Here is a 24,332-nt window from a genome sequence, read left to right on the forward strand (position 1 = left end):
GGAAAAATGAGCGAACAATATGTTTATCAACATGGTACGCTAGGCGGTTTAATGGAAAGTTTGATGGCAGGAACGGCAGAAATTGGTACGTTACTCACGCAAGGTGATTTTGGAATTGGGACATTAGAAGGATCAAATGGCGAAATTATTTTATTGGACGGTACATTGTATCATGCAAATCAAACTGGCGAAATTACTATTCTAGAAGGCGAAGAATTAACGCCATATGCCGCAGTTACTCGTTTTCAAGAAGATGGCGCATTCCCTGTATCAACGGAAACCAATGAAAATATTAAAGCACAAATTTTAGAAAAAATTAGTCCTAATTTTTTTGCGGCAATTAAAATTAGCGGTCTTTTTGCGAAGATGCATGTCCGTGTGGCACCTAAACAAGAAAAACCGTATCCACCATTTGTAGAAGCAGCACGCAATCAACCTGAATTTACAGCGGAGAATATTCAGGGAACAGTTGTAGGGTTCTTTACACCTAAATTATTTCATGGTGCCTCTGCCGCAGGGTTTCATTTGCACTTTATCAGTGAGGATCACCAATTTGGTGGGCACATTCTTGATTTTGGCATTAAACAAGGGACTGTTTCGTGGATGGAAACAGCTGAATTGCGGCAGCATTTTCCAGTTCATGATGCTGATTATCGGAATAAAGAAATTGATATTGCAAAAGCTTTGTCCGCAATTGAAGAAGCGGAATAACTGAATAACAAGGCACATTTCTCCACGCCCATTCAAGTTGACCTAGTTAGTCAACTTGAATGGGCTTATTGCTGTTCGTCGCTTTTTGTTGTTATTTTTCAAAAAAAAATAGTATCCTTTTTATAATAAGCAAATAACAATTGGAAAGGATGGCGTAATGGACACACTTTATAGAAGTTGGCAATTGTCTGGTTGGCTCTATCATGATATTTTTGTTATCATTGTAGCAATTATTTTTATAGTAATTAGTGGTATTTTGGTTATTTCCTTAATAAGAAGGCGGAGTACAAGGAGACTGGTTCCCTATGCGTTAATTTTGTTGGTTTATCTTGCAGTGGTACATTTTGCTGGTTTAATCTTTTTCGGAATGTTTCGTTCAGTAACGATTGAAGAGAAAAGTGCGACGTTTTATTCTGAAAAAACGAAAGGATTAACTTCTATAGAGCGAATGATTATTCCAAATGGACGAACGAATGGCATTAGCACTAGTAACTCATTGTTCCAAGTGATTTCTGTTAATAGTCAGACGGGCGAACGAATGTGGAGTAAACGTTTAGGCTGGCGTGATTATTTAATTGGTCAAACAGATCAATATGTGGTTTTGAATAATGCTGATAACGAGGCCATTTACTTACTAGATACAAAAACAGGGAAAAAAGAGTTTTCCGAAGCGGATTTAGTGAAGAAATTCCCTGAATTAAAAGACTATTTAAGCTCTAATTTCGTTGATTATCGTTTTATGGATAATCGCTATCTCTATATTTATGGATTAAACAATCGATATTATCAATTAGATTTGAAAAATTGGCAGTTAAAACAAGACCCAACTTTCAAAGAAGTCTTTCAAACACAAGAAGCGCCTAAATGGACGGTAGATTCAAATGAGAGTCAAATTGGTCAAGAGCTGTCATCGGAAGAGCGTACAACAGTGCAAGGAAAACTAGAAGAGCAACTAATAGCACCAATTTTACTAGGCAAGAAAGATGAAGCAAATTATTATGTTCTGTCATACAAGAAAAGACAAAGTAATCAAGCGATAGTTGGCTTATACAATTGGCAGAAAAAAACATACGAGTGGCAAACATCGTTGCTTTTAACTAAAGAAAATGTACCTATTGAAGCTTTTCAAGTAGAGGATGCGTTATTCATTAAAGTCCCGCGTTATTTATACAAAATTAACCTGAATAATGGTAATCAAGAGTATCAGTTTGATTACCGTTGGGGCCAAGTGATTCGTTAAACGAAAAGCGGTAAAGCATGCTTAGACAAATAGAAGGAGCAAATAGTCCTTATGATATAAAAAAACGCTTAGAAGAGTAGTGATTCCGCTAGTTTTCTAAGCGCTTTTTTATTTTATGCAGGTCCAGAGATTAAATTCCAGATAATCGAACCTGTATATGCGCCAGGAAATAATTGTGAAACAGGGGTTTGGATTGCAAGAGAAATATCGGTCATGCGGCCGCACCACATTCCTTGTCCTTTTCTATCACCAGCGTTACTCATTAAAGTCGCACCGTTACCGATAATAATTGGGTTGGTCGGGAAGTCGGGTGCAGCAGGATCTTCTGAAAAATCCAGTCCATACATTGTATTTGTCATAAAGAAACGCCTTAACGTTTTGTCATAGCGGGCATAGCCGCCTGTTAATTGAAACGTAATGATGCCTAGTAAAGAATGAGCTTCGTTTCGCATGTGTGGGATTTCAGCAGTGACATGCCAACCAGTTAAGGCTCCGCGAACATCCCCCATCCCGAAGTGTCTCATTGTATGAGTATTGCCTTCAGAAGGTCGGATAGGAACTGCCGTTAAATCACCAGAAATCGCTTGGGTTTCAAAAGTAAATTCTTTCGGAATAAAGAGCAAGTCAAAACTAGTGTTAGGATTTTCTAAATCAGGATCAATGGCATCGTCAACCGATTCATCGCCAGGCAGCCCTCCAAGTTCTAGTTTAACTGAAACAGGCGTTTTTCCAGAACGGGTGGCAAAAGAAACCGATGGGTCAAAACTAAAGAGACTGAATACTAGCAACAAGACGGCAAGTGATTGATAAGTGAGTAGATTGTTTTGCTTCAAGAAAGTTCCTCCTTTAGGCGCTGATAATCTAAGTATACGCAAAAGGAGCTGTTTTTATTTATCAGTAATTTACAGGTAATTCGAAAATATTGAGATAGATAGTGTTTAATATTAGTAGAGAAAGATGAGTCGACAATTTTTACTTGTTGATTCTGTCTTTTTTGAGCACAATTCGTTATATCAAGCATGCTAAAATATAAAAGAAATCATCAAGTATCGCTAATCAAAATGGAGAGGAGGAGAAAAATTGAGTAAGTGTTTCGGGTTGTTGATGATTTTATTTGTATTATCTGGCTGTTCAGGAAGTAGGAATTCGCAACAGGAAGTCGTTATAGAAAGGTCTGCTAATAATGACAAAGCAAGACAATTTGTTGATCAAAAAAATCCGCATTTAGGAACGCAATTAGAAGCAGAATCTTATACTAAACAGGAAGCGATTGAATTTTTACAAAATGGTTTAGGGATACCAACGAATGACTCGGCGTTTCATTATACGTTTAAGCAGTCAAATAAAGGAAGTTATGTTGTTCAAATTATATCTGAAAAGAATAGTGTCTCAAAAGAGAATGAATTGTTCGGATATTATCAGGTGTATCAAGATGGTATTATAGTGAAAATGATGGAAAAGGATCAAACGTTCCAAGAAAATTAAATGATAAATAAAAAAGTTGACAAAAAACACAAACAGTTTTGTTTGTGTTTTTTTGTTTAATGTTCGTGTTTTATTTTTTAATAACCTTTTCCGAAAAAATATACGAACGTTCGGGTTTAAAAACGAACAAAAAGATGAAAATGTGTTGAAATATACGTTTTCCTTGCGTATACTGATGAAGTGAAAAAACGAACGAGGAGTGTACGAATGAACAAGAAAGTTCCTTATTTAATTGTGGCACCGGGGCTAGTACTATTATTATTTTTCTTAATGATTCCATTAATTACTAGCATTTTGCCAACCATTTTTACTGATCATGGCTTGACACTAAATCAGTATGTTACTTTTTTTAAAGATGACTATAATGTTTCAATTTTCTGGCGAACGATAAGAGTTTCGTTAATTGTGACGGGTATTTCAATTGTGTTGGGCATTCCAACGGCATACTTTATTGCTGGAGTTTCCAAAAAATGGCGTGGCTTTTTAATGGCTATGACCTTGTTTCCACTATTAACCAATTCAGTTATTCGAAGTTTTGCTTGGATTAACATTTTAGGAAAAAACGGTGTAGTGAATACGTTGTTATTAAAAACAGGCTTAATTGAGCAACCGCTGAATTTATTGTATACAGAATTTGCAATTATTATCGGTTCAGTGTATTTATTTTTACCAACAATGATTATGACCTTAGTTGGGGTTATGGAAAACATTGAAGGAGAAATGCTAGAAGCGGCTGAGACGCTAGGTGCCAATCCAATGACGGCTTTTCGGAAAATTGTTTTACCTTTATCAATTCCAGGCACCATTGTAGGAAGTATATTAGTGTTTACAGGAACTTTAACGGCTTATACGACGCCACAGCTGTTAGGTGGTAACCAAAAAATGATGATGTCGACCTTCTTATATCAAAAGGCTAATACTTTAGGTGATTGGCAATCGGCGAGTGTTCTTGCATTTATTATGATTTTAACGACATTAATTGTGATGAAAGGCCTAGACATGGTCGCTAAGAAAGTAGATCGGAGAGAAGCAAATCATGCGTAAGCAAAAAGGACTATCTGTTATTGCAATTCTAGTTTTTCTGTTTTTATTTTTACCATTATGTTTGATTGTGGTGACTTCTTTTGGAACAGCCGCAGCGATTCAATTTCCGATTAAAGGATTTACTTTAGATTGGTACGCCAAAGCCTTACAATCGGAAACGTTTATGGACAGTTTTAAGTTAAGCTTGTTGATTGGGGTATTAGCGACTGTTTTAGCATTAATAGTAGGGATTCCGGCTTCCTATGCGCTGGCACGTTATTCCGTTCGTGGGCGCAACTTTATTAAAAGCTTTTTCTTATCCCCAACTGTGATTCCAGGAATTGTGGTCGGGTATACGTTATTTCAATATATTGTTATTAAATTAGGTTTGCCTGTCTTTCAAGGATTATTAATGGGGCATTTTTTAATTAGTTTGCCTTATATTATTCGAGTGGTTGGGTCAAGTATGGAACAACTAGATTATTCAATGGAAGAAGTAGCTTGGACATTAGGTTGTACAAGATTGCGAGCATTCATTCAAATTGTTTTACCCAATGTGTCTTCAGGAATTTTTGCAGCCTTTATGTTAGCATTTGTCAATTCGTTTAACAATGTTCCTGTATCGATGTTTTTATCAGGTCCCGGTGTGACGATGCTGCCTACTTCTTTATTAAGTTATATGGAATACAATTATGATCCAACTGTTTCAGCAATTTCTGTATTGTTGATGCTACTAACAATGGGCTTAATGTTTTTAATTGAAAAAACGTTGGGACTAGCTTCCATTGCCTAAAACATGGAAGAAGCACGAGATAGAAAGAGGAGAAAATTTTGACTTTTGTGGATTTAAAAGATATTCGCGTCAGCTATGACGGAAAACAAGATATTTTAAAAGATTTAAATATTTCAATGGAAAAAGGAGAGTTAGTTTCTTTATTAGGACCGAGTGGTTGTGGTAAAACGACTACGCTAAGAGTGATTGCTGGATTAATTAAGCCAAACGACGGACAGTTTTTCGTTGATCAAGAAGAACTAACAAAGGTTCCTGTCCATAAAAGAAACTTCGGGATGGTTTTTCAAAGTTATGCGTTATTCCCTCATTTAACGATTGCAGAAAATGTCGCTTTTGGGTTGAAATTACGCAAAGAAAGCAAACAAACCATGGACCAAAAAGTCACGGAAATGCTAAAAGTATGTGGTTTAGAAAGTTTAGGCGACCGTTATCCAAAACAATTATCTGGTGGTCAAAGACAGCGGGTTGCGCTAGCACGTGCTCTGATTATCGAACCTAAACTATTACTACTAGATGAACCGTTGAGTAATTTAGATGCAAAATTGCGAGTGGCAATGCGGATTGAAATCAAACGGATTCAACAGCAATTAGGCATTACGACAGTTTTTGTCACACATGACCAAGAAGAATGTTTTTCTATTTCAGATAAAGTGGCCATTATGAATAATGGCGTGATTGAACAATATGATTCACCAGAAACGATTTATCGTTTGCCTCGTACTAAGTTTGTCGCTGAATTTATCGGTTTTGAAAACTTTTTCTCTGTCGAAAAAATGGAAGCTGGTCATTATCGGACACAAACAAATCAAATAGTGAAAACGACTAATCCTGAACCAAATGTTACAACGACGGTGGCAACGATTCGTCCAGAGGACATTGAGATTGTTTCAGAAGCTGCTACTAATACTGTCGCAGGTACTGTCGCTGTCCGAACATTTTTAGGGAAAAGCTATCAATATGAAGTGGAAACAGCGCTAGGTACATTGCTGGTTAATGGAACAAGTGAACAGTTATATGAAACAAACGAAACCATTCACTTGGCTTTTCCAGCTGAGAAATTAGTTATTTTAGAAAAATAAAAACCATTTTGGAGGAAGATTTAAAAATGAAAAAACGCGTAATTTTAGGGACATTAGTCGCTGCAACGTTATTAATGACTGCTTGTGGAAACAGCGAAGCAACTACGAAAAGCGAGAGCAAAGGTGGAAGTAATGCTTTAGTCGTTTCAACTTTCGGATTAAGTGAAGATATTGTCAAAAAAGATATTATCACTCCGTTTGAAAAAGAGAATGAAGCGAAAGTTACCTTAGAAGTAGGCAATAGCGCAGACCGCTTTACGAAATTAAAAAATAATCCCAATGCGGGAATTGATGTCATTGAATTAGCACAAGCAAATGCTGCACAAGGTGGAAAAGAAGGGTTATTTGAAAAAATTACAGAAAAAGAAGTACCTAATTTAAGTCAGTTAACACCAGGAGCAAAAGAGGTTTTTGAAAGTGGTGCTGGCGTACCAATCGCTGTAAACAGTATCGGGATTGTTTACAACAAAGAAAAATTAGGCAAAGAAATTAAGAACTGGGATGACTTATGGTCAGCTGATTTGAAAGGTAAAATTTCTGTTCCAGACGTTGCCACGACGGCAGGTCCTTTAATGTTATACGTTGCTAGTGAACATGCTGGTCAAGATATTACAAAAGATAACGGGAAGGCCGCTTTTGAAGCGATGAAAGAATTAAAACCAAACGTTGTTAAAACGTATTCAAAATCGTCAGACTTAGCTAATATGTTCCAATCTGGTGAAATTGAAGCAGCTGTGGTTGCTGATTTTGCGGTTGATATTATTCAAGGCGCAGCAGAAAACGTGACGTATGTCGTCCCAGAAAGCGGCACGTATGCCAACTATAATACAGTCAATATTCCTAAAAAAGCACAAAACAAAGAAACCGCCTTTAAATTTGTTAACGCACGGATTAGTGAAGAATCACAAAAGGCCAAAGCGATTTCATTAAATGAAGGACCTACAAATCAACAAGTAACGCTAAGCGAAAAAGAAGCGAAAAATAAAACATATGGTGCCATTGCCGAACGTGCCAAAACAGTCGATTTTAATTTTATTAATAGTCAACTAGCGGATTGGATTGATCAATGGAATCGGACGATGAATCAATAGTTTTAGAAAAGAGGGACAAAATGAACGTCGATGTATTACTAAAAAATGTGTGGCTGTATCAAACAGTCACTCAAACATTCGTTCAACGAAATGTTGCAATTAAAAATGATAAATTTTATTACATTTATGAAGAAGAGAACGTCAATTTGCAGCCTAAAAAAACAATTAATGCCGAGAATCAATGGATGATTCCCGGCTTAATTGATGCACACATGCATATTGAAAGTTCCATGACTACACCTACTATTTTTTCCAAAGCAGTAGTGCGTTACGGTGTGACAACGGTGATTGCCGATGCCCATGAAATGGCTAACGTATTTGGCTTAGAAGGCTTAAAAGCTTTTATGGCCGCTGAAACAGAACTAGATATCTTTCACGCAATTCCTTCCTCGGTTCCTTCGACCACTCCCGAATTAGAAACAACTGGTGGGATTATCGGCTTAGCAGAAGTAGCAGAATTACTCAAAGAGCCAAAAGTGATTTGTTTAGGGGAAGCCATGAATTTTAAAGGGATTTCCTATGAGCCAGATTCTTTAATTCGTCAAATTATCGATTTGTGCCAAAAACAACGACCAACCATGCCTTTAGAAGGCCACTGTCCTAAAATCGAAGATCAAGAGTTAGCAGATTTTCTATATAGTGGTATCACTTCAGATCATACCCATCAATTTCCTAAAACGTTAAAAGAAAAAATTGAAGCGGGTGTCTTTATTCAATTTCAAAATAAATCAATCACTCCTGAAAACATTCAGGTGATAGTAGACAATGATTTCTACAATTATGCAAGTATTATCACGGATGACGTGATGGCTGATGATTTGCTAAAAGGTCATTTAAATGAAAATGTCAAAAAAGCCGTTCATGCAGGATTGCCTATCGAAAAAGCCATTTATATGGCAACTTATACGCCGGCCAAACGAATGGGTCTCCATGATCGTGGCGAAATTGCACCTGGTAAAAAAGCTGACTTTTTGTTATTAAATGACTTAGAAAGTTTTGATATTAATACGGTTTATAAATCTGGAAAGGTCGTTTTTGAAAAAGGTGAGCCCTTCCATTATCCAGAAAAAATTGAAGAGTTTCCAGGCGCTTACCAACAAACCATCCAATGTAAAAAGTTAACAGAAGAAGATTTACTTTTAAAGGTGGCTACAACAAAAGAAACAGTTCGTTGTAATGTGATTCAAAAACAAGAAATTGGCACATTTACAGAGCGAATTACAAAAGAAATTCCTGTTGAAAATGGATTGTTGCAATGGCAAAAAGCCAACTGTGCCTTATTAATTGTGATGGAACGTTACGGAAAAAATGGCAATATTTCTTTTTCTTTAATGGATCAACCCCTTTCCGAGAAAGGAGCCATTGCGACAACCTGGGCCCATGATCATCATAATTTAATGGTGATGGGTAATACGATTGAGGATATTTTATTAGCGCAGAATGAATTATTAGCGATGCAAGGCGGCTATTTGGTTGCTTCGGATCAGCAAGTGATGGCAACTTGTCCTTTACCAATTGGTGGGATTTTATCGCAAGCACCGATTGAACAATTAGGCGCTTCTTTACAAAAAGTCCGACAAGCTATGCAAGCGTTAGGCTATCAAAATATGAATGAAATCATGTCCTTTTCTACACTATCATTGCCTGTCTCGCCAGCCATTAAAGTGACAGATTTTGGGATGATGGATACGAAGTCACAACGTTTCTATCCATTAGTTTTTCCAGAGGATGGAGTTCTTTTGCATGAAAACACTCATTAAAAATGTGCATATACTAACAATGGATGAGCAATTTTCAGAAATCAAAGCCGGCTATTTAGTGATTGAAGAAGACACAATTGTTGAATTAGCACCAATGACCACACTTGATGAAAAGCGAATGGCTGCAAATCAAGTAATCGATGGTCAAAATGGAATTTTAATGCCTGGGATGATTAACACCCATACCCATGTAGGCATGATTCCGTTTCGTTCGTTAGGAGACGATGTGCCAGATCGACTCCGGCGTTTTCTTTTTCCATTAGAACAATTCATGACAAAAGAATTAGTAGGATGCAGTAGTGATTATGCAATTGCCGAAATGTTACTGAGTGGTATTACGAGCTTCTGTGATATGTATTATTTTGAAGATGAAATTGCTAAAAGTTGTGAAAAAATGAGTGTTCGTGCTTTGCTAGGAGAGACGATCATTGATATGCCCACTTGTGATAGTCCGGAGCCTTCAGGCGGTCTTTTTTACGCGGAAACCTTTATTCGCAAGTGGCAAGGCCATCCGTTGATTACGCCTATACTTGCGCCACATGCACCGAATACCAACTCACCAGAAGTGTTGGCAAAAATTATTGAACTTAGTCGGCGATACCAAGTTCCTGTGACCATGCACGTTGCTGAAATGACTTACGAAATGGCTGAGTTTGAAAAAACCTATCAAAAAACACCAATTGCTTTCTTAGAAGAACTGGGTTATTTGAGCGAGCCGTTTATTTTAGCGCATTGTATTTTGGCAACAGATGAAGATCTTGCGAGTTTAGCTGCTACTAATGGAAAAGCGCGTGTCGCTCATTGTATCGGTGCGAATACTAAATCAGCCAAAGGCGTAGCGCCGATTAAGCAAATGCTTGATCAAGGGATTATTGTCGGTTTAGGCACGGATGGACCTAGTAGTGGGAATACATTAGATTTATTCACCCAAATGCGCATGGTTGCGAATTTTCATAAGACAGCACACCAAGATCGCTCCTTGTTTCCTGCGAAAGAAATTGTTTATCTGGCAACAATGGGGGGCGCTAAAACGTTAGGCTTGGCGGAGCAAGTCGGCTCATTGGAAGTGGGCAAAAAAGCGGATATAACATTAATTGAAACGCAATCAGTTAATATGTTTCCGATTTTTGATGCCTATTCAGCGTTGGTTTATTCAGCAAATGCTAGCAATGTTGAAGCTGTTTGGGTGAACGGTCAACAGTTAGTTGCCAATAAAGAATTACAACAAGCTAATCTCAAAGAAATCAAGGAAAAATTATATCAGGCCATGAATACGTTTGTGAAAGAAGCTAAAAAAAGAGCTGCTCTCTAAACAAAGCAAGTATGACGTATCGGATTGATTAAATAACGCTGAATTGACGTTTAGTGATTCAGGTTCTAATAGAGCGCAGACAAACTTTTAATGAAAGAGTTGTCTGTGTTCTTTTTTGTTATAAACATTTTTCTTTTTCTATATATATTTTTAAGGTAAGTTGTATTATAGTAAGTTTGAGAAGATGAGAATGAGAGGAAAAGCAATGAATATACAACGGTTTATAGAAAAACGCAAAGCACGTGGTTTGTCGCAAAGTGAATTAGCTAAAGGGATTTGTACGCAAGTTACGGTTAGTCGCTTTGAAAAGAATGGTCAAGTCCCAACTTTAAAAATATTGATCCAACTATGTAATCGTTTAGAGCTACCTTTGGGGGAACTCTTCCCGCGCGTGGGGATTAAACAACCTGAAATTCTTGAAAAAATGGAAGAAGCAGAATTCTTCTTGATTACCAGCGAACATGACCAATTGCAAACAATTTTAAAAAATATTCCTTTTGATGAAATCAAAGATTCCCAACTGTTATTAGAATATTATTATTTACAAGGCTTTGTCATGATTTTTCAAAATGCTTCGTTGATGGATTGCTTATTTACCTTTGAAAAACTTCTGTTTGAAGAGCAAAAATACACGAGCGATATTTACCGTTTGTTAGCTTTTACTGGAATTGGCATGGCCTATGCCAAAGAAGGCGAAATTGAGAAAGCGGAATTTTATTTCAATAAGGTCTTCAAGGAAATATATCTTTATACTATTCAATCAATGGAAGATACTTGGCGAGTATTAAATGTTGTCTTTCACTGTGGTGTTTTTTATGCAGAAAAAGGCGATTTAGAAACAAGTGATGCTTTGTTAGAGTATGCGATTTCCATCTGTTCTGATAATCACGTCACGTATTACTTGGCAAGAGCAGCTTTCCAGCTTGCGAAAAATGCCTTAGCTGAAGAAAAGCCGCAAGAGCAAATTTTAGAACTACTACAAGATGCCCGCGCGTATGCAAAAATCAATAAAAATCGCATCTTGTTGGAAGCAATTCAAACATTGAAAGAAACAATTTTATCTAAGGGGAATTAGTTTATATAGAAAATTATATATTTATTTTAAAAATATAATAAAAAAAGCGTTTTTTAAAAGAGTTCAAGACACATTACGACCTTAAATGAAAATTTTAAGGTCGTTATTTTATATAAAAAAATATATAAACGACTTGACTGGCATCAAATAAAGGCGTATGATTCATTTGTGAATAAATGTGAAATAAAACACAATCTTTCGTGGAGAGGAAGTCTTGAGGTGCAACAAAGTCAAGCTATTTATTTGATGGGCACAGTAATAGATGTATTTGTAGACCATGAAGAACCTAAAAAAATTCTAGAAGAAGTGCATCAACGATTGATCACTTATGAACAACGTTTTAGTGCAAATGATTCAACTTCGGAACTGATGGCTGTCAATCAACAAGCTGGGCAAAAATCAGTTAGCGTTCATCCAGAGTTGTATCAATTAATTGCATTAGGGAAAAAACATAGTTGTGATCCAGCTAGTCATTTGAATGTTACCATTGGCCCGTTAGTTCAAACGTGGCGAATCGGTTTTAAAGATGCCCGTGTCCCGTCAGAAGAGGAAATTAAAGCCTGTTTGAAAAAAATTAATCCAGAAAAGATTCACTTAAATCCATTAAAACAAACGGTTTTTTTGGAAGAAGAAGGAATGAAATTAGATCTGGGGGCTTTAGCAAAGGGCTATATCGCTGATTTACTAATTGCCTATTTGAAAGAAGTCCATGTGACGTCTGCTTTGATTAATCTGGGCGGCAATATTGTGACGTTGGGGCCCTCTACGCATCAAAACAAAAAATGGCGAATTGGTATTCGCAATCCGCAAGAATCCAGAGAAACAATCAGCTTACTTGTCGAAGTGGCTAATCAATCGGTTGTGACGTCGGGTATTTATGAAAGAAGTTTAACCGAAGCTGGGCGAGTCTATCACCATCTGTTGGATCCGACAACCGGTTACCCATTGGAAACTGAAATGGCCAGCATCACAATTATCTCGGATGCTTCAGTGGATGGTGAGATTTGGACAACGCGTTTATTTGGTTATCCAATTCCAGAAGCGCTTGAAATCCTCAATCAACTAGATGGGATTGAAGGAGTCATCATTACACAAGACCAGCAAATTTTATATAGCAGTGGGTTAGCAGATACTCTTCACATTATCAATTCATAGAACCGAAAAAGGAAGGACAGCTCATTATGAAAAAAATTATCGGCTTAGTAGGAACGAACTCAGAGCAATCAACCAATCGTCAACTTTTGCAATTTATGCAACACTATTTTGCGCAGGAGGCTGACATTGAACTAGTTGAAATTGTTGACTTTCCTATGTTTAACAAGCCAGAAGACAAAGTTTTGCCAGAAATAGTTAAAACGGTTGCTGAAAAAATTGAAGCAGCAGATGGCGTCATTATCAGTACGCCTGAATATGACCATGCGGTGCCGGCTTCTTTGATGAATGCCCTAAGTTGGTTATCTTACGGGATTTTTCCGTTTGTTGATAAACCAGTTATGATTACTGGTGCATCCTATGGCACGTTAGGTTCCTCTAGAGCACAAGCGCATCTGCGTCAAATTTTAGATGCTCCTGAATTGAAAGCACGAATTATGCCAAGCTCTGAATTTCTATTAGCGCATTCCTTACAAGCTTTTGATGAAAACAATGCGTTAAAAGATTCAGAACAAATAGATAAACTAGCTGGTTTGTTTGCAGATTTTTGTGTATTTATTGAAATTACAGAACAGCTGAAACATGCGCATGCGCAAAATAAAAAAGAAGCAGAAAATTTCTCATGGGAAACGATTTAACGAAATGGAGTGAATAAAATGAAATTAATTGGGATTGTCGGATCAAACGCTGATTCTTCTTATAATCGGTTACTACTGCAATATATTGGCAAAGAGTTTTATAAAATGTTCGACTTGGAAATTCTAGAAATTAAAGATATTCCAATGTTTAATCAAAGTAAGGATCAAACGAACAGTGTCTTGATTCAGAATATGAATCGCAAAATTTTACAAGCAGACGGCGTAATTATTGCGACGCCCGAACATAACCATACCATTCCTGCCGGTTTGAAAAGTGTGTTAGAATGGTTATCTTTCAAAATTCATCCGCTGGAAAATAAACCAGTAATGATTGTTGGTTGCTCTTATTATGATCAAGGAACCTCGCGTGCGCAATTACATCTCCGTCAAATTCTTGATGCACCTGGTGTCAATGCAATCGTGATGCCTGGGAACGAGTTTTTATTAGGGAAAGCGAAAGAAGCATTTGATGAAAACGGCAACTTAATTGCGGAGGGAACACGTCAATTTTTAGAAAGCACATTACAAAAATTCGTGGAATTCATTGATGTGATTTCAAAATTAGAAGGGGCTAAGCCAAAAGACTTACCTGAAGATTTACATGCAAAAGGAACCATTGAAACAACGATCGAAGGGGTTGATATGGCAGCAGATGATTGGGTAGAACAAGCAGCAGAAGCGGTTCAGGCTGTGGAAGGCGACACATACGTAAAATTAGATCGAGGCATTTTAACCGTAGATCAGCTAAATTATTTCTTAAAATCAATGCCAATGGAATTGACTTATGCAGACAGTAACAATCAATTTTTATATTACAATAAAAAAATGGCTGCTGAAGAAATGTTTGCTAAACGGCAACCAGGACAAGTTGGTAATCCATTAGCGAATTGCCATCCACCAAAAGCATTGAAAAATGTAGAATGGGTGATTCAACAATTACGGTCAGGAAAAACAGATGCTATTCGCGTTCATGTTCCAATGCACGGACCAGATACCTATGTAGTGCATAACTATCAAGCGATGTATGATGATAATGGAAATTACGCGGGAATTAATGAGTATATTTTAGACTTTAAACCAATTGTTGATTGGTATTTAAAACAAACTGGGCAAGAATTAGTCGGTGGAAAAAACGTCGATGCAGTCAGTGGTGCCTCCAAAAAAGAAGCGCCAGAAACGGCAGATAGTGTCTCAAGTGCATCAGTCCATGAAGAAGAGTCAGCGACCGAAAAGCCAACAGTTGACAGCGTTTCCAGTGCTTCGATTAAAGAGTAAAATAACAGCAAAAAATAGCGGCAACAAGTAGTCATACTGTATTCAGATTAGCAATGCCAAATGAGGACTTTTATTGACAGAAGCTGATACTTAAAAGAGTAAGAACTTTATAGGAAGATAGTATAGAAGACGAACCAAAAGTTTCAATCATTTTTGACGAATAGGCTAGAAAAGAAACAGAAAATTAGTCAAACAAATCAGCTTTTCTTTAAATTTAAAGTAAAAAAATAACAAAAAAAGCCTCCTTGGTGACGCAAGGGGGCTTTTTTTGGTTAAAATAATACTTTTCTATGAAGATTCCTAAATATCGAAAGAATCATTTTTAAATTTGTGGAAAAAATAAGCAAGATTGACACTCACGTCTTGTTAAAAAAATAGATACTTAAGGCGTGATAGTTTGGAGTTGAAAATGTGACTACTTTGTTAGATGAATTATTAGACCAAGAATTCCGAGATAAATTACTTATTTATCAAACTTTTATGAATAGTGAAGGTCCATTATTAAAAGAAGAATTTTATGGATATTTTGATTTATCCACTCAAAAGTTAGAATCGTTGTGCCGTCAAATAAATTATGAATGTACACAGATTTCTTCAAGAAGTCAAATTCTTTTTCCAGCTAAAGGACTGATTAGTGCGCAAAAATTATCGCAAATTGATTATCAAGCCTTAAGAAAATATTATTTTGATCAATCACTAATGGCCAAGTTGCTTCTTGATGTGGGCCTCTATCAAAAGCACACGATTCAAGAATTTTCTCAAATTCATTTTATGAGCAAAAGCAAAATTTATGCCTTCTCGTATAAGCTAAATCTGATTTTAGCTAATTGGCGTATTAAATTAAAGTCAACAGGCTTGGTTGGAGAAGAGAAAAATATCCGAAGTTTTTGTTTTCAATGCTTGTATTATTTTTATGGAAGTAATCAAGAAAGGCTGCCTAACATTTTGCTGGAAAATAGTCCTGGTATTAAACGATTTATAAACGATCTACAACTGATGTATCAAAAAACGTTTAGTCTTAATCAAAGCGCACAACTATTTATTCTTTTAACGATCCAACGTTTTCGTGTGTTTTCTGATCATGTAGTGGACTCTTTTACGGAAGTTCATGTGCCTAGCTGTTTACAGCACGCGTTTGAAAAAATCTATACAAGCGAAACCCCTCTTTTTAAAGAGGATTTTGGCAAAGAGACTTCATATATTTTTCTTTTTTTAAGTTTAAATGAATACATTGATAGTCCGATTGTTTTTCCAGATAAGTTAACCATGTTAGACGAATTTATTGATCATATGAATAGTGTTATTCCTTTCTTTGAAAAGCGAATTACGGTGGAAACAAAAGAAAAATTAAAGTTGATTTGTTATCGCTGGGACCGCCTATACTTTTCGGTGGCTGCATTTATTCCCGCCAAGCAGAGCAGTTTCTTTGAAGAGCGGTTTCCTCAAATTCATCGCGCCTTAGATGGTTTTATACAAAAGACAGAGTCGCTGCATCAAAAACGATTTTTAATGTATGAACGCGTGCATCTATATTATGATTTTATGTTTTGTTTGTTAAATGATCGGTCTTTTTGCGCAATTGAAAAAACGATTCATGTATTTGTTGATTTTTCTGGTGGGGAGGATTATAACCGCTTTATTGCAAAAATTATTGCTTCTTTCAATTATATGGATGTCATGATTGATCACAAATTAACCTTAGAAACCGATTTGTATTTGTCCGATTTTTATAGTTCGAAAGTACGGTGTCGTCAATTGACATGGCGTCATTTGCCGGAAACAAAAGATTGGCAAGTATTTGCTGAGGTAGTCAGAGAACTAAGAAAGGGAGAGACTCAGAAAAATGAGCACTATGAGAGAAACCCAATCGAGATGTGGCGAGAACAAGAATACGAAGGATAGTCAATTGAGACAAGCAGGTAACTATAAAGACTTAACTGGTCAAAAGTTTGGTGAGTTGACAGTAGTAGCACCAACGGCAAAAAGAAAAGAAGGGCTGATTGTTTGGGCCTGTCGCTGTTCTTGTGGGAGCTATACAGAAGCTTCAAGAAGACAACTAATTCGTGGATATCGAACCAAATGTGCGCACCATCGCTATCAAACAATGTTGAAAAAAAACTATCATGAATTAGTCGTGGTACGGATTGAAAGTATTCAACAGACAATGAAAGCGTATTGTCTGTGTTCGTGCGGACAATCTTGCTGGGTTCGCTGTGAAAATTTGTTGAATGGCCATACCAAAAGTTGCGGTCATCGTAAAAAGAAGGATTACCGACAAAGAGTTGCTGGCGTAATTCCAGGGAAGTTGCAAAGTAAACGCCCTAAAAATAATAGCAGCGGACACAAAGGAGTGAGCCAGACCGCTTCTGGGAAATGGCTGGCTTATATCTCTTTGAAAGGCAAGCGCCATAACTTAGGTATCTTTACGGAAAAAAGTGAAGCAATTTTAGCAAGAAAATTAGCAGAACGTCGTCTATTTCAACCAATTTTAAAACAAGAAATAGTGACTACAAATAAGGAAGTTTAGCAACAGAGAGGATGCGAAAGATGTTAGCAGGCTTATTTTCAGTAACTGGAATGATTTTATTGGGGATTTTATTTTGCTTAATTGGTTATCAAACGTTTCGAAAACATCATCATTAAGAGAAGAATGTTCTAGCTAGATAATTTCATCGACAGATGAAATTATCTAGCTTTTTTTTATAAAAAAGCTAAGAAAAGGATAAGAGATTGTGGAAATTCTTTAGGTTGTTTAACAAAGCCTTAATTTCCTTTGTTTTAGATTGTGGTTAAGAAGATTTTTCTCTATACTAAGTTTTCGGAAATCAAAGAAAAGAAAGGAGCGAGTGATGTGGTTAAAAAAATTGGTTTAAGTATAATGCTCTTATTTTTTTTCTTAATTATCGCACTCCCAATCTATGCGTGGAAGATTGAGCCGAATTTAGTTCACGTTAATCAGGTGACTTTGGGAAAGAAAAATCAACGAGAACCATTGAATGTTGTGCAACTTTCGGATATACAAGTTTCAGAATTTTATGAGACGAAGCGGTTAGATAAAGTCATAAAAAAAGTCAATCGTGAAAAACCAGATATTATCGTTTTTACAGGTGATTTATTTGACAATTATGCCAAAAATCCGCAACAAAAAGAACCGATGATTGAAAAATTAAAACAGTTGCAAGCGACAATTGGAAAATATGCAGTTTGGGGAAATCATGATTACGGTGGCGGTGCTTCTGCGGTGTATGATGAAGTCATGGAGGCCAGTGGCTTTACCGTTATGAAAAACCAAGGAGAAACAGTAACCTTAGCAGATGGACGCCGTCTTTTTATTGGTGGTTTAGATGACTCGTTATTAGGAAATCCTTCCGTTTCAGAAACATTGTCCTATCGAGAAACGTATGACTATGCGTTATTAATGACCCATGAACCAGATGTCGCGGATGCATTTGTTGGTACGGGTACACAGTTAGTTTTAGCAGGACATAGCCATGGCGGACAAATTTGGATTCCTTTTTATCCAATCACAAATGTTTTAGCAGAAAAATATACCAGAGGATTGTATCAGTTGGACCAAGAAACGCAACTATATGTTAATACAGGCTTAGGAACGACCGCCATTCATGCCCGTTTTGGGGTGATCCCTGAAATTACACATTTTACTATCTATATTTAAAAAGTCTGGTCAATCCGACCAGACTTTTTTCTGTTATTTAACAGAATTATTTTTAATAAAAAGATGCTCATATTTTGGTGAAACGTTTCTATAAAATGCTTTAAAATATCTAGAAAAGAGTATTTTTATGGAAAAAGAAGCAGGGAAAATAATTTCTTTATAAATGGTCTATAGCGCTTTTTAATGCTGTTATTTTTAAACAAAACCATAATGTAAGGGTTTACAACCGTTTGAAGTGAATGTATAATCTGTTTGTAGAAACGTTTCACTAAAAAGAAAGGAACCCTGCTTATGAAAAAACTAAAAAAGTTTTATGATCAGCGGCAATTGCATTGGATGGTACTTCCGGGTGTAGCATTCATGATTGTCTTTAACTACATTCCAATTTATGGAATTATCATTGCTTTTAAAAATTATACGATTGTTGATACGGTTTCTTCTGCACCATGGGTTGGACTTGAAAATTTTCGAATCATTATGGAAGATAGTTTTTTTTGGGAAGCAGTTCGTAATACCTTAGCGATTAGTTTAATGAAACTTTTTTTAGGATTCGCTATTCCGATTATCTTAGCGGTAATGATTTTTGAAATGAGAGATGGACATTTGAAAAAAGTGATTCAGACGATTTCTTATATTCCGCACTTTTTTTCTTGGATCGTTTTAGGTGGGATGTTGATTTCGTGGCTTTCAACAAATGGCTTTATCAACCAAGTCATGATGTCGTTAGGCTTAATGAATCAGGGCGTCAATCATTTGTTAGATCCTGATAAGTATTGGTGGATTGCTGTTCTTTCTGATTTGTGGAAAGAAGTAGGTTGGGGAACGATTCTCTATCTTGCTGGCATGTCTCGCATTGATCCAACGTTTTATGAAGCCGCGAGAATTGATGGTGCTTCAAAATTAACACAAATCCGAACGATTACTTTGCCCTTATTAGCGCCGATTATTTCGTTGAACTTAATTCTAAATGTTAGCGGTTTATTGGGATCGAACTTAGATCAAACGTTGGTTTTAATGAATGCTCAAAACCAAAACAAATCAGAAGTAATTAATTCATTTGTTTATCGTATGGGGCTAACGCAAGGGGACTTTTCTTATGCGACGGCAGTTGGTTTAGGGATTTCTGTTATTTCAATTGTTTTATTAGTCATTACAGATCGCATTACTAGAAAAATGAACAATGGTCGGTCGGTTATTTTATAAAGGAGGCAACAGCTGTGATTAAAAGAAAATCAAAAGAAAACAAATGGTTTTACTTTTTCAATACGTTAATTCTTGTGTTGTTTTCTTTATTAATTATCGTGCCAATTTGGAATATTTTAGTTTCCTCAGTTTCGTCAAGTTCGGGTTTAGCCGGTAAAGGCTTGGTTTTATGGCCGAAAGGATTTACGCTAGAAAATTATCGGAAAGTTTTTTCGGATAGTAGCATTCCGCGAGCGTTTTTGATTTCTGTTTTAAAAACAGTCATCGGTGCGTCGACGCATACGCTGTTCTGTGCAATTGTCGCCTATGGACTTAGTAAATCTAGACTAGTCGGGCGTAACATTTATACAACGATGGGTGTCATTACAATGTACTTTGGTGGGGGCATGATTCCCACGTATCTTTTGATTAAGTCATTAGGACTCTTAGATACCTTCTGGGTATATATCATTCCAGCTTTATTTAGCTATTATGATGTAGTTATCTTAATGAACTTTTTCCGAGAAATTCCACCATCTTTAGAAGAATCCGCCAAAATAGACGGCGCCAGTGAGTTTCAAATTTTTTATAAAATCTTTTTACCTTTAACAAAACCGGCATTAGCCACCATTATTTTATTTAATGGGGTAGGTCAATGGAATGACTTTATGACCACGAAATTATATATTACCAAAGAATATCTGTATCCATTGCAGATGAAAATTTATGAAATTATTGTTCAATCAAACTTGAGTACCATGACAGAGAGCGGCAGTACAGATATGGTGGTGCAGGCAACGACACGTGGTGTTCAGCTGGCAACAATTGTCATTACAACGATACCAATTTTAATCATTTATCCATTACTACAAAAACACTTTATCGGCGGTATGATGGCCGGTGCAGTAAAAGAATAAAGAAAGTAGGGAACAATATGAAAAAAGTTTTAGGCGGTTTATTGGTGGCAACGGCGGTCGTTAGTTTAGCGGCCTGTAGCGGTGGGGAAAAGAAAGCTAGCTCAGATGTCTCAATTAAGGATCGGTATGAATTAGATGAAAAGACGCCTGCTTGGAAGTTAGATAAGAAGAAAGAACCGACCAAGATTAAATGGTATATTAACTCAGATTGGACGGCATTGCCTTTTGGAAAAGATGTGACCACTGCGCAGATTAAAAAAGATTTAAATGTGGATATTGAATTTATTTCCGGCGATGATTCAAAATTAAATGCCATGATTTCAAGTGGAGATATGCCTGATATCGTGACATTAACTGAAAAAACTGGACAAGCAGCATTGAAAGCAGATTCTTGGGCCTATTCTTTAAACGATTTAGCTAAAAAATATGACCCCTATTTAATGAAAGTTGTTAACCAAGATACGTTTAAATGGTATGCCTTAGAGGATGGAAAAACATATGGTTATCCTAATTACTCTAATACAAAAGCGGATTATGAAAGTGGAAATATCCCAGTAAATGATAATTTTGTTATTCGTGAAGATGTCTATAATGCATTAGGCAAGCCAGACGTTTCAACACCAGAAAATTTTGAAAAAGTCATGCAACAGATTAAAGAAAAATATCCTGAGATGACCCCAATGGGCTTCACCACAGTGGGCGATGGTGCAGGACCATTTTTAGACAAATTACAAGACTTCTTAGGTGTTCCTTTAGAGGATAAAAATGGTAAATACTATGATCGAAATTTAGATAAAGAATACTTAGAATGGTTAAAAACATTTAATGATGTTTACCGAGCAGGCAATATTAGTGATGATAGCTTCACAGATGATGGAGCAACGTTTGATGAAAAAGTGAAACAAGGAAATTATGCAACCATGCTCGTTGCTGGAACTAGTGGTCAAGGTGGAAACTTTACAGAATTTATGAAAAAATCTGGCACACGTTATATAGCCATTGATGGACCAAGTAGTACTTCTGGCCGAAAACCAACATTAAATCAAACCGGCATTTCAGGTTGGTTAAGTAATTACATTACGAAAGATGCGAAAGATCCAGCGAAAGTCACTCAACTATTCACATATTTAATTGATGAACCGGGACAAATTTTAACAAAATATGGCGTTGAAGGAGTTACTTATGCGTACAATGATCAAGGAAAAATTGATTATTTACCAGAAGTGAAAAAATTAGAACAAACAGACAATGATGCCTACAACAAAAAATATGGCATTAGTCGTTTCCTATACTTTAACAATGACCGTGTCAATAAACTAAAAGTGCCAATGGAAAGTGCTTTAACGCAAATGCAAGAATGGGGCAAAGGAAAATTAGTCCCACATTTCGTAATTGAAAATATTAATCCAGATGCAGGAACGCCGGAAGCTCGGGCGAATGAAGCGATTGAAACCAAACTAAATACAACCGTTATTTCAATGATTCGTGCGAAAGATGATAAAGCCTTTGACAAATCTTTAGAAGACTACAAAGCATTCTTAAAATCAAATAAATGGGATGCAATTGAAAAAATAAAATCTGAGAAAATGGCAGAAAACAGAGACAAACTTAAGTAAGAGAGGAGGAGAGAAAAGCGGATAAAGCAACGAGAAATCCGCTTTTCTCTTTTAATATGAATAAGCTATTTGCATATGAAGGTTGGTATTATCGGATTTTTTCTTTTATTGCCAACTTGATCATTATTAATTTTCTCTTTTTAATTACCTGTATAACAGGCATCTTTAGCGGTGTCGGCTTAATTGCGTTGTATCGAACGATTTATCGTTTGTATCGTGAAAAAGATATTCCTGTTTTACGAACGTTTTGGACAGCGTTAAAAAATAATATCATGCGAGGCTTTATTTTAACAGGTGTCTTGTTCGTTGCTTTTTTACTGGGCGGTATTGTCGTAACAAGTTTATTTAAAATAGCCACTAGTTTAGGTTTCTTAGCTATTTTTCTATTAAGTTTTGTTGCATTATTTTTGACGAGTTTTCTTTTTCTCTTTTCCGTTTTTAATTGGTCCGTTAAAAAGACACTAGGTGAGACGGTTTATGTGGTCTTAAGTAATAGTGCCAATGCGATTATTTTGTTTATTTTACCTCTTTTAACGTTTGTTTTTTTCTATAAGCTTAATTTGTTTTTATATATTGCGTTAGGATTCGGGACAACGGCTTTTCTTCAAGTTGCGTTTTTTCAGAAAGTGTTAGGTGTGGAACATGAATGAGTATTTTGAGTTTTGGGAAAAGACTAAGGAAGAACTTCAAAAAATACCGCTAGATATACATCGGCGGGTCATTGACTATCCATTGGAGAATGTTCAAGTGGAACAGGTCGACTTTTTAAGTTTCCTAGGTGAGCGCATCTTTGGCTATTTGTTACTTCCTAAAACGGCGGGAAAACAGCCAATAGTGATTGACTGTTTAGGCTATATGAATCATATTCAAGAACCTTGGCAATTTGCTCATTGGACACAAATTGGTTGTGCTTGTTTTGTCATTGATAATCGAGGTCAAGGGGGATTAACCAAAGATCGCGTGCCATATCAAACAATTTGGCATGAAGCACCAATGGGACGAGGATTTCTAGACAAAGAAGATTGGTACCAACGCCGTTTGTTTGCCGACCATTTACGTAGCGTAGAAGTGGTGCGGACCTTTACTGAAATTAATCAGGACCAAATCATTCTTCGTGGTGGTTCCCAAGGGGGTGGCGTAGTGTTAATGGTGAACAGTTTAGTCGACTTCCCGATTTTAGCTACTTTTGCAGATGTTCCAAGTCATTCTTGTTTAGAAAATCGAGTAGCAGAAGGAACGGGTTCGTATCAAATTATTCATCAGTACTTACAAGAGCATCCTCAAGCGCATGAAAAAATTGCCGCGGTTCTTCCTTATTTTGATAGTCGCCACTTTGTTTCGCAAATTAAAAATCCAGTCTTTGCTTCTGTTGGGAGTCACGATCCGATATGTCCAATGAAAGATTTTTTCCCTTCTTATCATCAGTTAAAGGCAAGAAAAGCAGTCAGAGTGTATTGGAAAAAAGGCCATGGTGGCGGTGAAACAACCCAGATTCGTCGTGAAATGCGTCAAATTCAACAACTATTGCAGGAGGTTAAAAATGAAAATAGCTACGTATAATGTCCGGGTAGATACAGAGTATGACCAAGATTGGCAATGGTCTTTTCGTAAAGAGGCTGTTTGTCAGTTAATCAATTTTCATGATTGGAGCCTTTGTTGTATTCAAGAAGTACGACCGAATCAAGTCAGGGATTTAAAGGCGTATACAACATTCACCTGTCTTTCTGCGGAAAGAGAAGGGGATGGTCAAGGAGAAGGACTAGCGATTCTCTATAACGAACAAAAAGTTCAGGCTATTGATACAGGGTATTTTTGGTTATCTGAAACACCTCAGCAGCCAAGTATCCATCCTGAAGCTGGCTGTCCAAGAATTGCTTTGTGGGGACTATTTAAGGAAACGACTCAAAATACGCCTTTTTTAGTCATCAATGTTCATTTGGATCATATTTCAGCTCATGCTCGTTTAGCAGGAATGACCGTTATCTTAGAGGAGTTACATGACAAAATTGCACAGTATCCAACTTTATTAATGGGCGATTTTAATGCAGAGTCGGAGGAAGCAGTTCATCAACTTGTTCAAAAAAAATTTCAAGATAGCAAAAATTTAGCTACTCATTATGGCCCAAGAGGAACATTTCAAAATTTTACTTACACAAAACCTTGGGCGGAATTAGAAGAAATTGATTATATTTATGTAAAAGGTTGGCAAGTACAGCAAACCGCAAGTTTAACAGATAGTATCGATGGACGTTTTCCCTCCGACCATTTTCCTTTAGAAGCAGAAGTATGTATTGAAGAAAGGTGAGA

23 protein-coding genes are annotated in these 24,332 nt (G+C 36.6%); 22 read left to right on the plus strand and 1 reads right to left on the minus strand.

Features of this window, described 5'->3' with window-relative positions:
- Positions 1-6 precede the first annotated feature (6 nt).
- Positions 7-711, plus strand: coding sequence for an acetolactate decarboxylase (budA, locus tag AB3I34_RS01105; protein WP_010712328.1), 705 nt, complete (start codon positions 7-9; stop codon positions 709-711).
- A 157-nt stretch (positions 712-868) separates the two neighbouring features.
- A complete protein-coding gene (locus AB3I34_RS01110) occupies positions 869-1,951 on the plus strand; it encodes a PA2928 family protein (RefSeq protein WP_002377768.1) in 1,083 nt (360 codons plus the stop codon).
- Between the two features lie 113 nt (positions 1,952-2,064).
- Here the strand turns inward: AB3I34_RS01110 and AB3I34_RS01115 are convergent, their stop codons facing one another.
- Positions 2,065-2,826 carry a WxL domain-containing protein gene (locus tag AB3I34_RS01115; RefSeq protein WP_025189354.1) on the minus strand — a complete coding sequence of 254 codons (762 nt, stop codon included), beginning with the start codon at positions 2,824-2,826 and terminating at the stop codon, positions 2,065-2,067.
- 229 nt (positions 2,827-3,055) lie between these two features.
- On the opposite strand from AB3I34_RS01115, the gene AB3I34_RS01120 reads away from it, so the two are divergent.
- The 20 genes from AB3I34_RS01120 (at position 3,056) to AB3I34_RS01215 (ending at position 24,330) form a co-directional block, all read left to right on the plus strand.
- A complete protein-coding gene (locus tag AB3I34_RS01120) occupies positions 3,056-3,436 on the plus strand; it encodes a hypothetical protein (protein ID WP_025187334.1) in 381 nt (126 codons plus the stop codon).
- 207 nt (positions 3,437-3,643) lie between these two features.
- Positions 3,644-4,480 carry an ABC transporter permease gene (locus tag AB3I34_RS01125; RefSeq protein WP_002382189.1) on the plus strand — a complete coding sequence of 279 codons (837 nt, stop codon included), beginning with the start codon at positions 3,644-3,646 and terminating at the stop codon, positions 4,478-4,480.
- Entirely contained in the window at positions 4,473-5,252 is a 780-nt protein-coding gene (locus AB3I34_RS01130; protein ID WP_002357916.1) for an ABC transporter permease, read from the plus strand. Before AB3I34_RS01125 ends, AB3I34_RS01130 begins: the two co-directional genes overlap by 8 nt.
- Before the next feature lie 38 nt (positions 5,253-5,290).
- Positions 5,291-6,331 carry an ABC transporter ATP-binding protein gene (locus tag AB3I34_RS01135; protein ID WP_002384674.1) on the plus strand — a complete coding sequence of 347 codons (1,041 nt, stop codon included), beginning with the start codon at positions 5,291-5,293 and terminating at the stop codon, positions 6,329-6,331.
- Positions 6,332-6,357: 26 nt separating this feature from the next.
- Positions 6,358-7,422 carry an ABC transporter substrate-binding protein gene (locus tag AB3I34_RS01140; protein ID WP_002371291.1) on the plus strand — a complete coding sequence of 355 codons (1,065 nt, stop codon included), beginning with the start codon at positions 6,358-6,360 and terminating at the stop codon, positions 7,420-7,422.
- Complete coding sequence (locus AB3I34_RS01145) at positions 7,398-9,182, plus strand: adenine deaminase C-terminal domain-containing protein (protein WP_002401414.1); 1,785 nt, start codon at positions 7,398-7,400, stop codon at positions 9,180-9,182. The genes AB3I34_RS01140 and AB3I34_RS01145 overlap by 25 nt, the downstream gene beginning before the upstream one ends.
- On the plus strand, positions 9,166-10,494 hold the full coding sequence (locus AB3I34_RS01150; protein WP_078127100.1) for an amidohydrolase: 1,329 nt from the start codon (positions 9,166-9,168) through the stop codon (positions 10,492-10,494). The genes AB3I34_RS01145 and AB3I34_RS01150 overlap by 17 nt, the downstream gene beginning before the upstream one ends.
- 184 nt (positions 10,495-10,678) lie before the next feature.
- A complete protein-coding gene (locus AB3I34_RS01155; RefSeq protein WP_002399965.1) occupies positions 10,679-11,569 on the plus strand; it encodes a helix-turn-helix domain-containing protein in 891 nt (296 codons plus the stop codon).
- Positions 11,570-11,788: 219 nt separating this feature from the next.
- Complete coding sequence (locus AB3I34_RS01160; protein ID WP_010712332.1) at positions 11,789-12,724, plus strand: FAD:protein FMN transferase; 936 nt, start codon at positions 11,789-11,791, stop codon at positions 12,722-12,724.
- Between the two features lie 26 nt (positions 12,725-12,750).
- Complete coding sequence (locus AB3I34_RS01165; RefSeq protein ID WP_002357907.1) at positions 12,751-13,359, plus strand: NADPH-dependent FMN reductase; 609 nt, start codon at positions 12,751-12,753, stop codon at positions 13,357-13,359.
- Between the two features lie 18 nt (positions 13,360-13,377).
- Complete coding sequence (locus AB3I34_RS01170; RefSeq protein WP_002360528.1) at positions 13,378-14,634, plus strand: NADPH-dependent oxidoreductase; 1,257 nt, start codon at positions 13,378-13,380, stop codon at positions 14,632-14,634.
- Between the two features lie 411 nt (positions 14,635-15,045).
- A complete protein-coding gene (locus tag AB3I34_RS01175) occupies positions 15,046-16,536 on the plus strand; it encodes a helix-turn-helix domain-containing protein (protein ID WP_085444296.1) in 1,491 nt (496 codons plus the stop codon).
- Positions 16,487-17,161: a hypothetical protein gene (locus AB3I34_RS01180; protein ID WP_162784122.1), complete on the plus strand. Its 675-nt coding sequence runs from the start codon at positions 16,487-16,489 to the stop codon at positions 17,159-17,161. The genes AB3I34_RS01175 and AB3I34_RS01180 overlap by 50 nt, the downstream gene beginning before the upstream one ends.
- 258 nt (positions 17,162-17,419) lie before the next feature.
- A complete protein-coding gene (locus AB3I34_RS01185) occupies positions 17,420-18,310 on the plus strand; it encodes a metallophosphoesterase (RefSeq protein WP_025189357.1) in 891 nt (296 codons plus the stop codon).
- A 291-nt stretch (positions 18,311-18,601) separates the two neighbouring features.
- Complete coding sequence (locus tag AB3I34_RS01190) at positions 18,602-19,513, plus strand: sugar ABC transporter permease (RefSeq protein WP_002382199.1); 912 nt, start codon at positions 18,602-18,604, stop codon at positions 19,511-19,513.
- A 14-nt stretch (positions 19,514-19,527) separates the two neighbouring features.
- A complete protein-coding gene (locus AB3I34_RS01195) occupies positions 19,528-20,409 on the plus strand; it encodes a carbohydrate ABC transporter permease (RefSeq protein ID WP_002357901.1) in 882 nt (293 codons plus the stop codon).
- 17 nt (positions 20,410-20,426) lie between these two features.
- A complete protein-coding gene (locus AB3I34_RS01200; RefSeq protein WP_002357899.1) occupies positions 20,427-22,025 on the plus strand; it encodes an ABC transporter substrate-binding protein in 1,599 nt (532 codons plus the stop codon).
- A gap of 56 nt (positions 22,026-22,081) precedes the next feature.
- Positions 22,082-22,675, plus strand: a complete 594-nt coding sequence (locus AB3I34_RS01205) for a DUF624 domain-containing protein (protein WP_002357898.1) — start codon at positions 22,082-22,084, stop codon at positions 22,673-22,675.
- Positions 22,668-23,585: an acetylxylan esterase gene (locus tag AB3I34_RS01210; protein WP_085444298.1), complete on the plus strand. Its 918-nt coding sequence runs from the start codon at positions 22,668-22,670 to the stop codon at positions 23,583-23,585. The genes AB3I34_RS01205 and AB3I34_RS01210 overlap by 8 nt, the downstream gene beginning before the upstream one ends.
- Entirely contained in the window at positions 23,566-24,330 is a 765-nt protein-coding gene (locus AB3I34_RS01215) for an endonuclease/exonuclease/phosphatase family protein (RefSeq protein WP_010822724.1), read from the plus strand. The genes AB3I34_RS01210 and AB3I34_RS01215 overlap by 20 nt, the downstream gene beginning before the upstream one ends.
- The last annotated feature ends 2 nt before the right edge of the window (positions 24,331-24,332 follow it).

The organism is Enterococcus sp. C102(2024) (assembly GCF_040888205.1).
GTDB classification, from domain to species: Bacteria; Bacillota; Bacilli; order Lactobacillales; family Enterococcaceae; genus Enterococcus; species Enterococcus faecalis.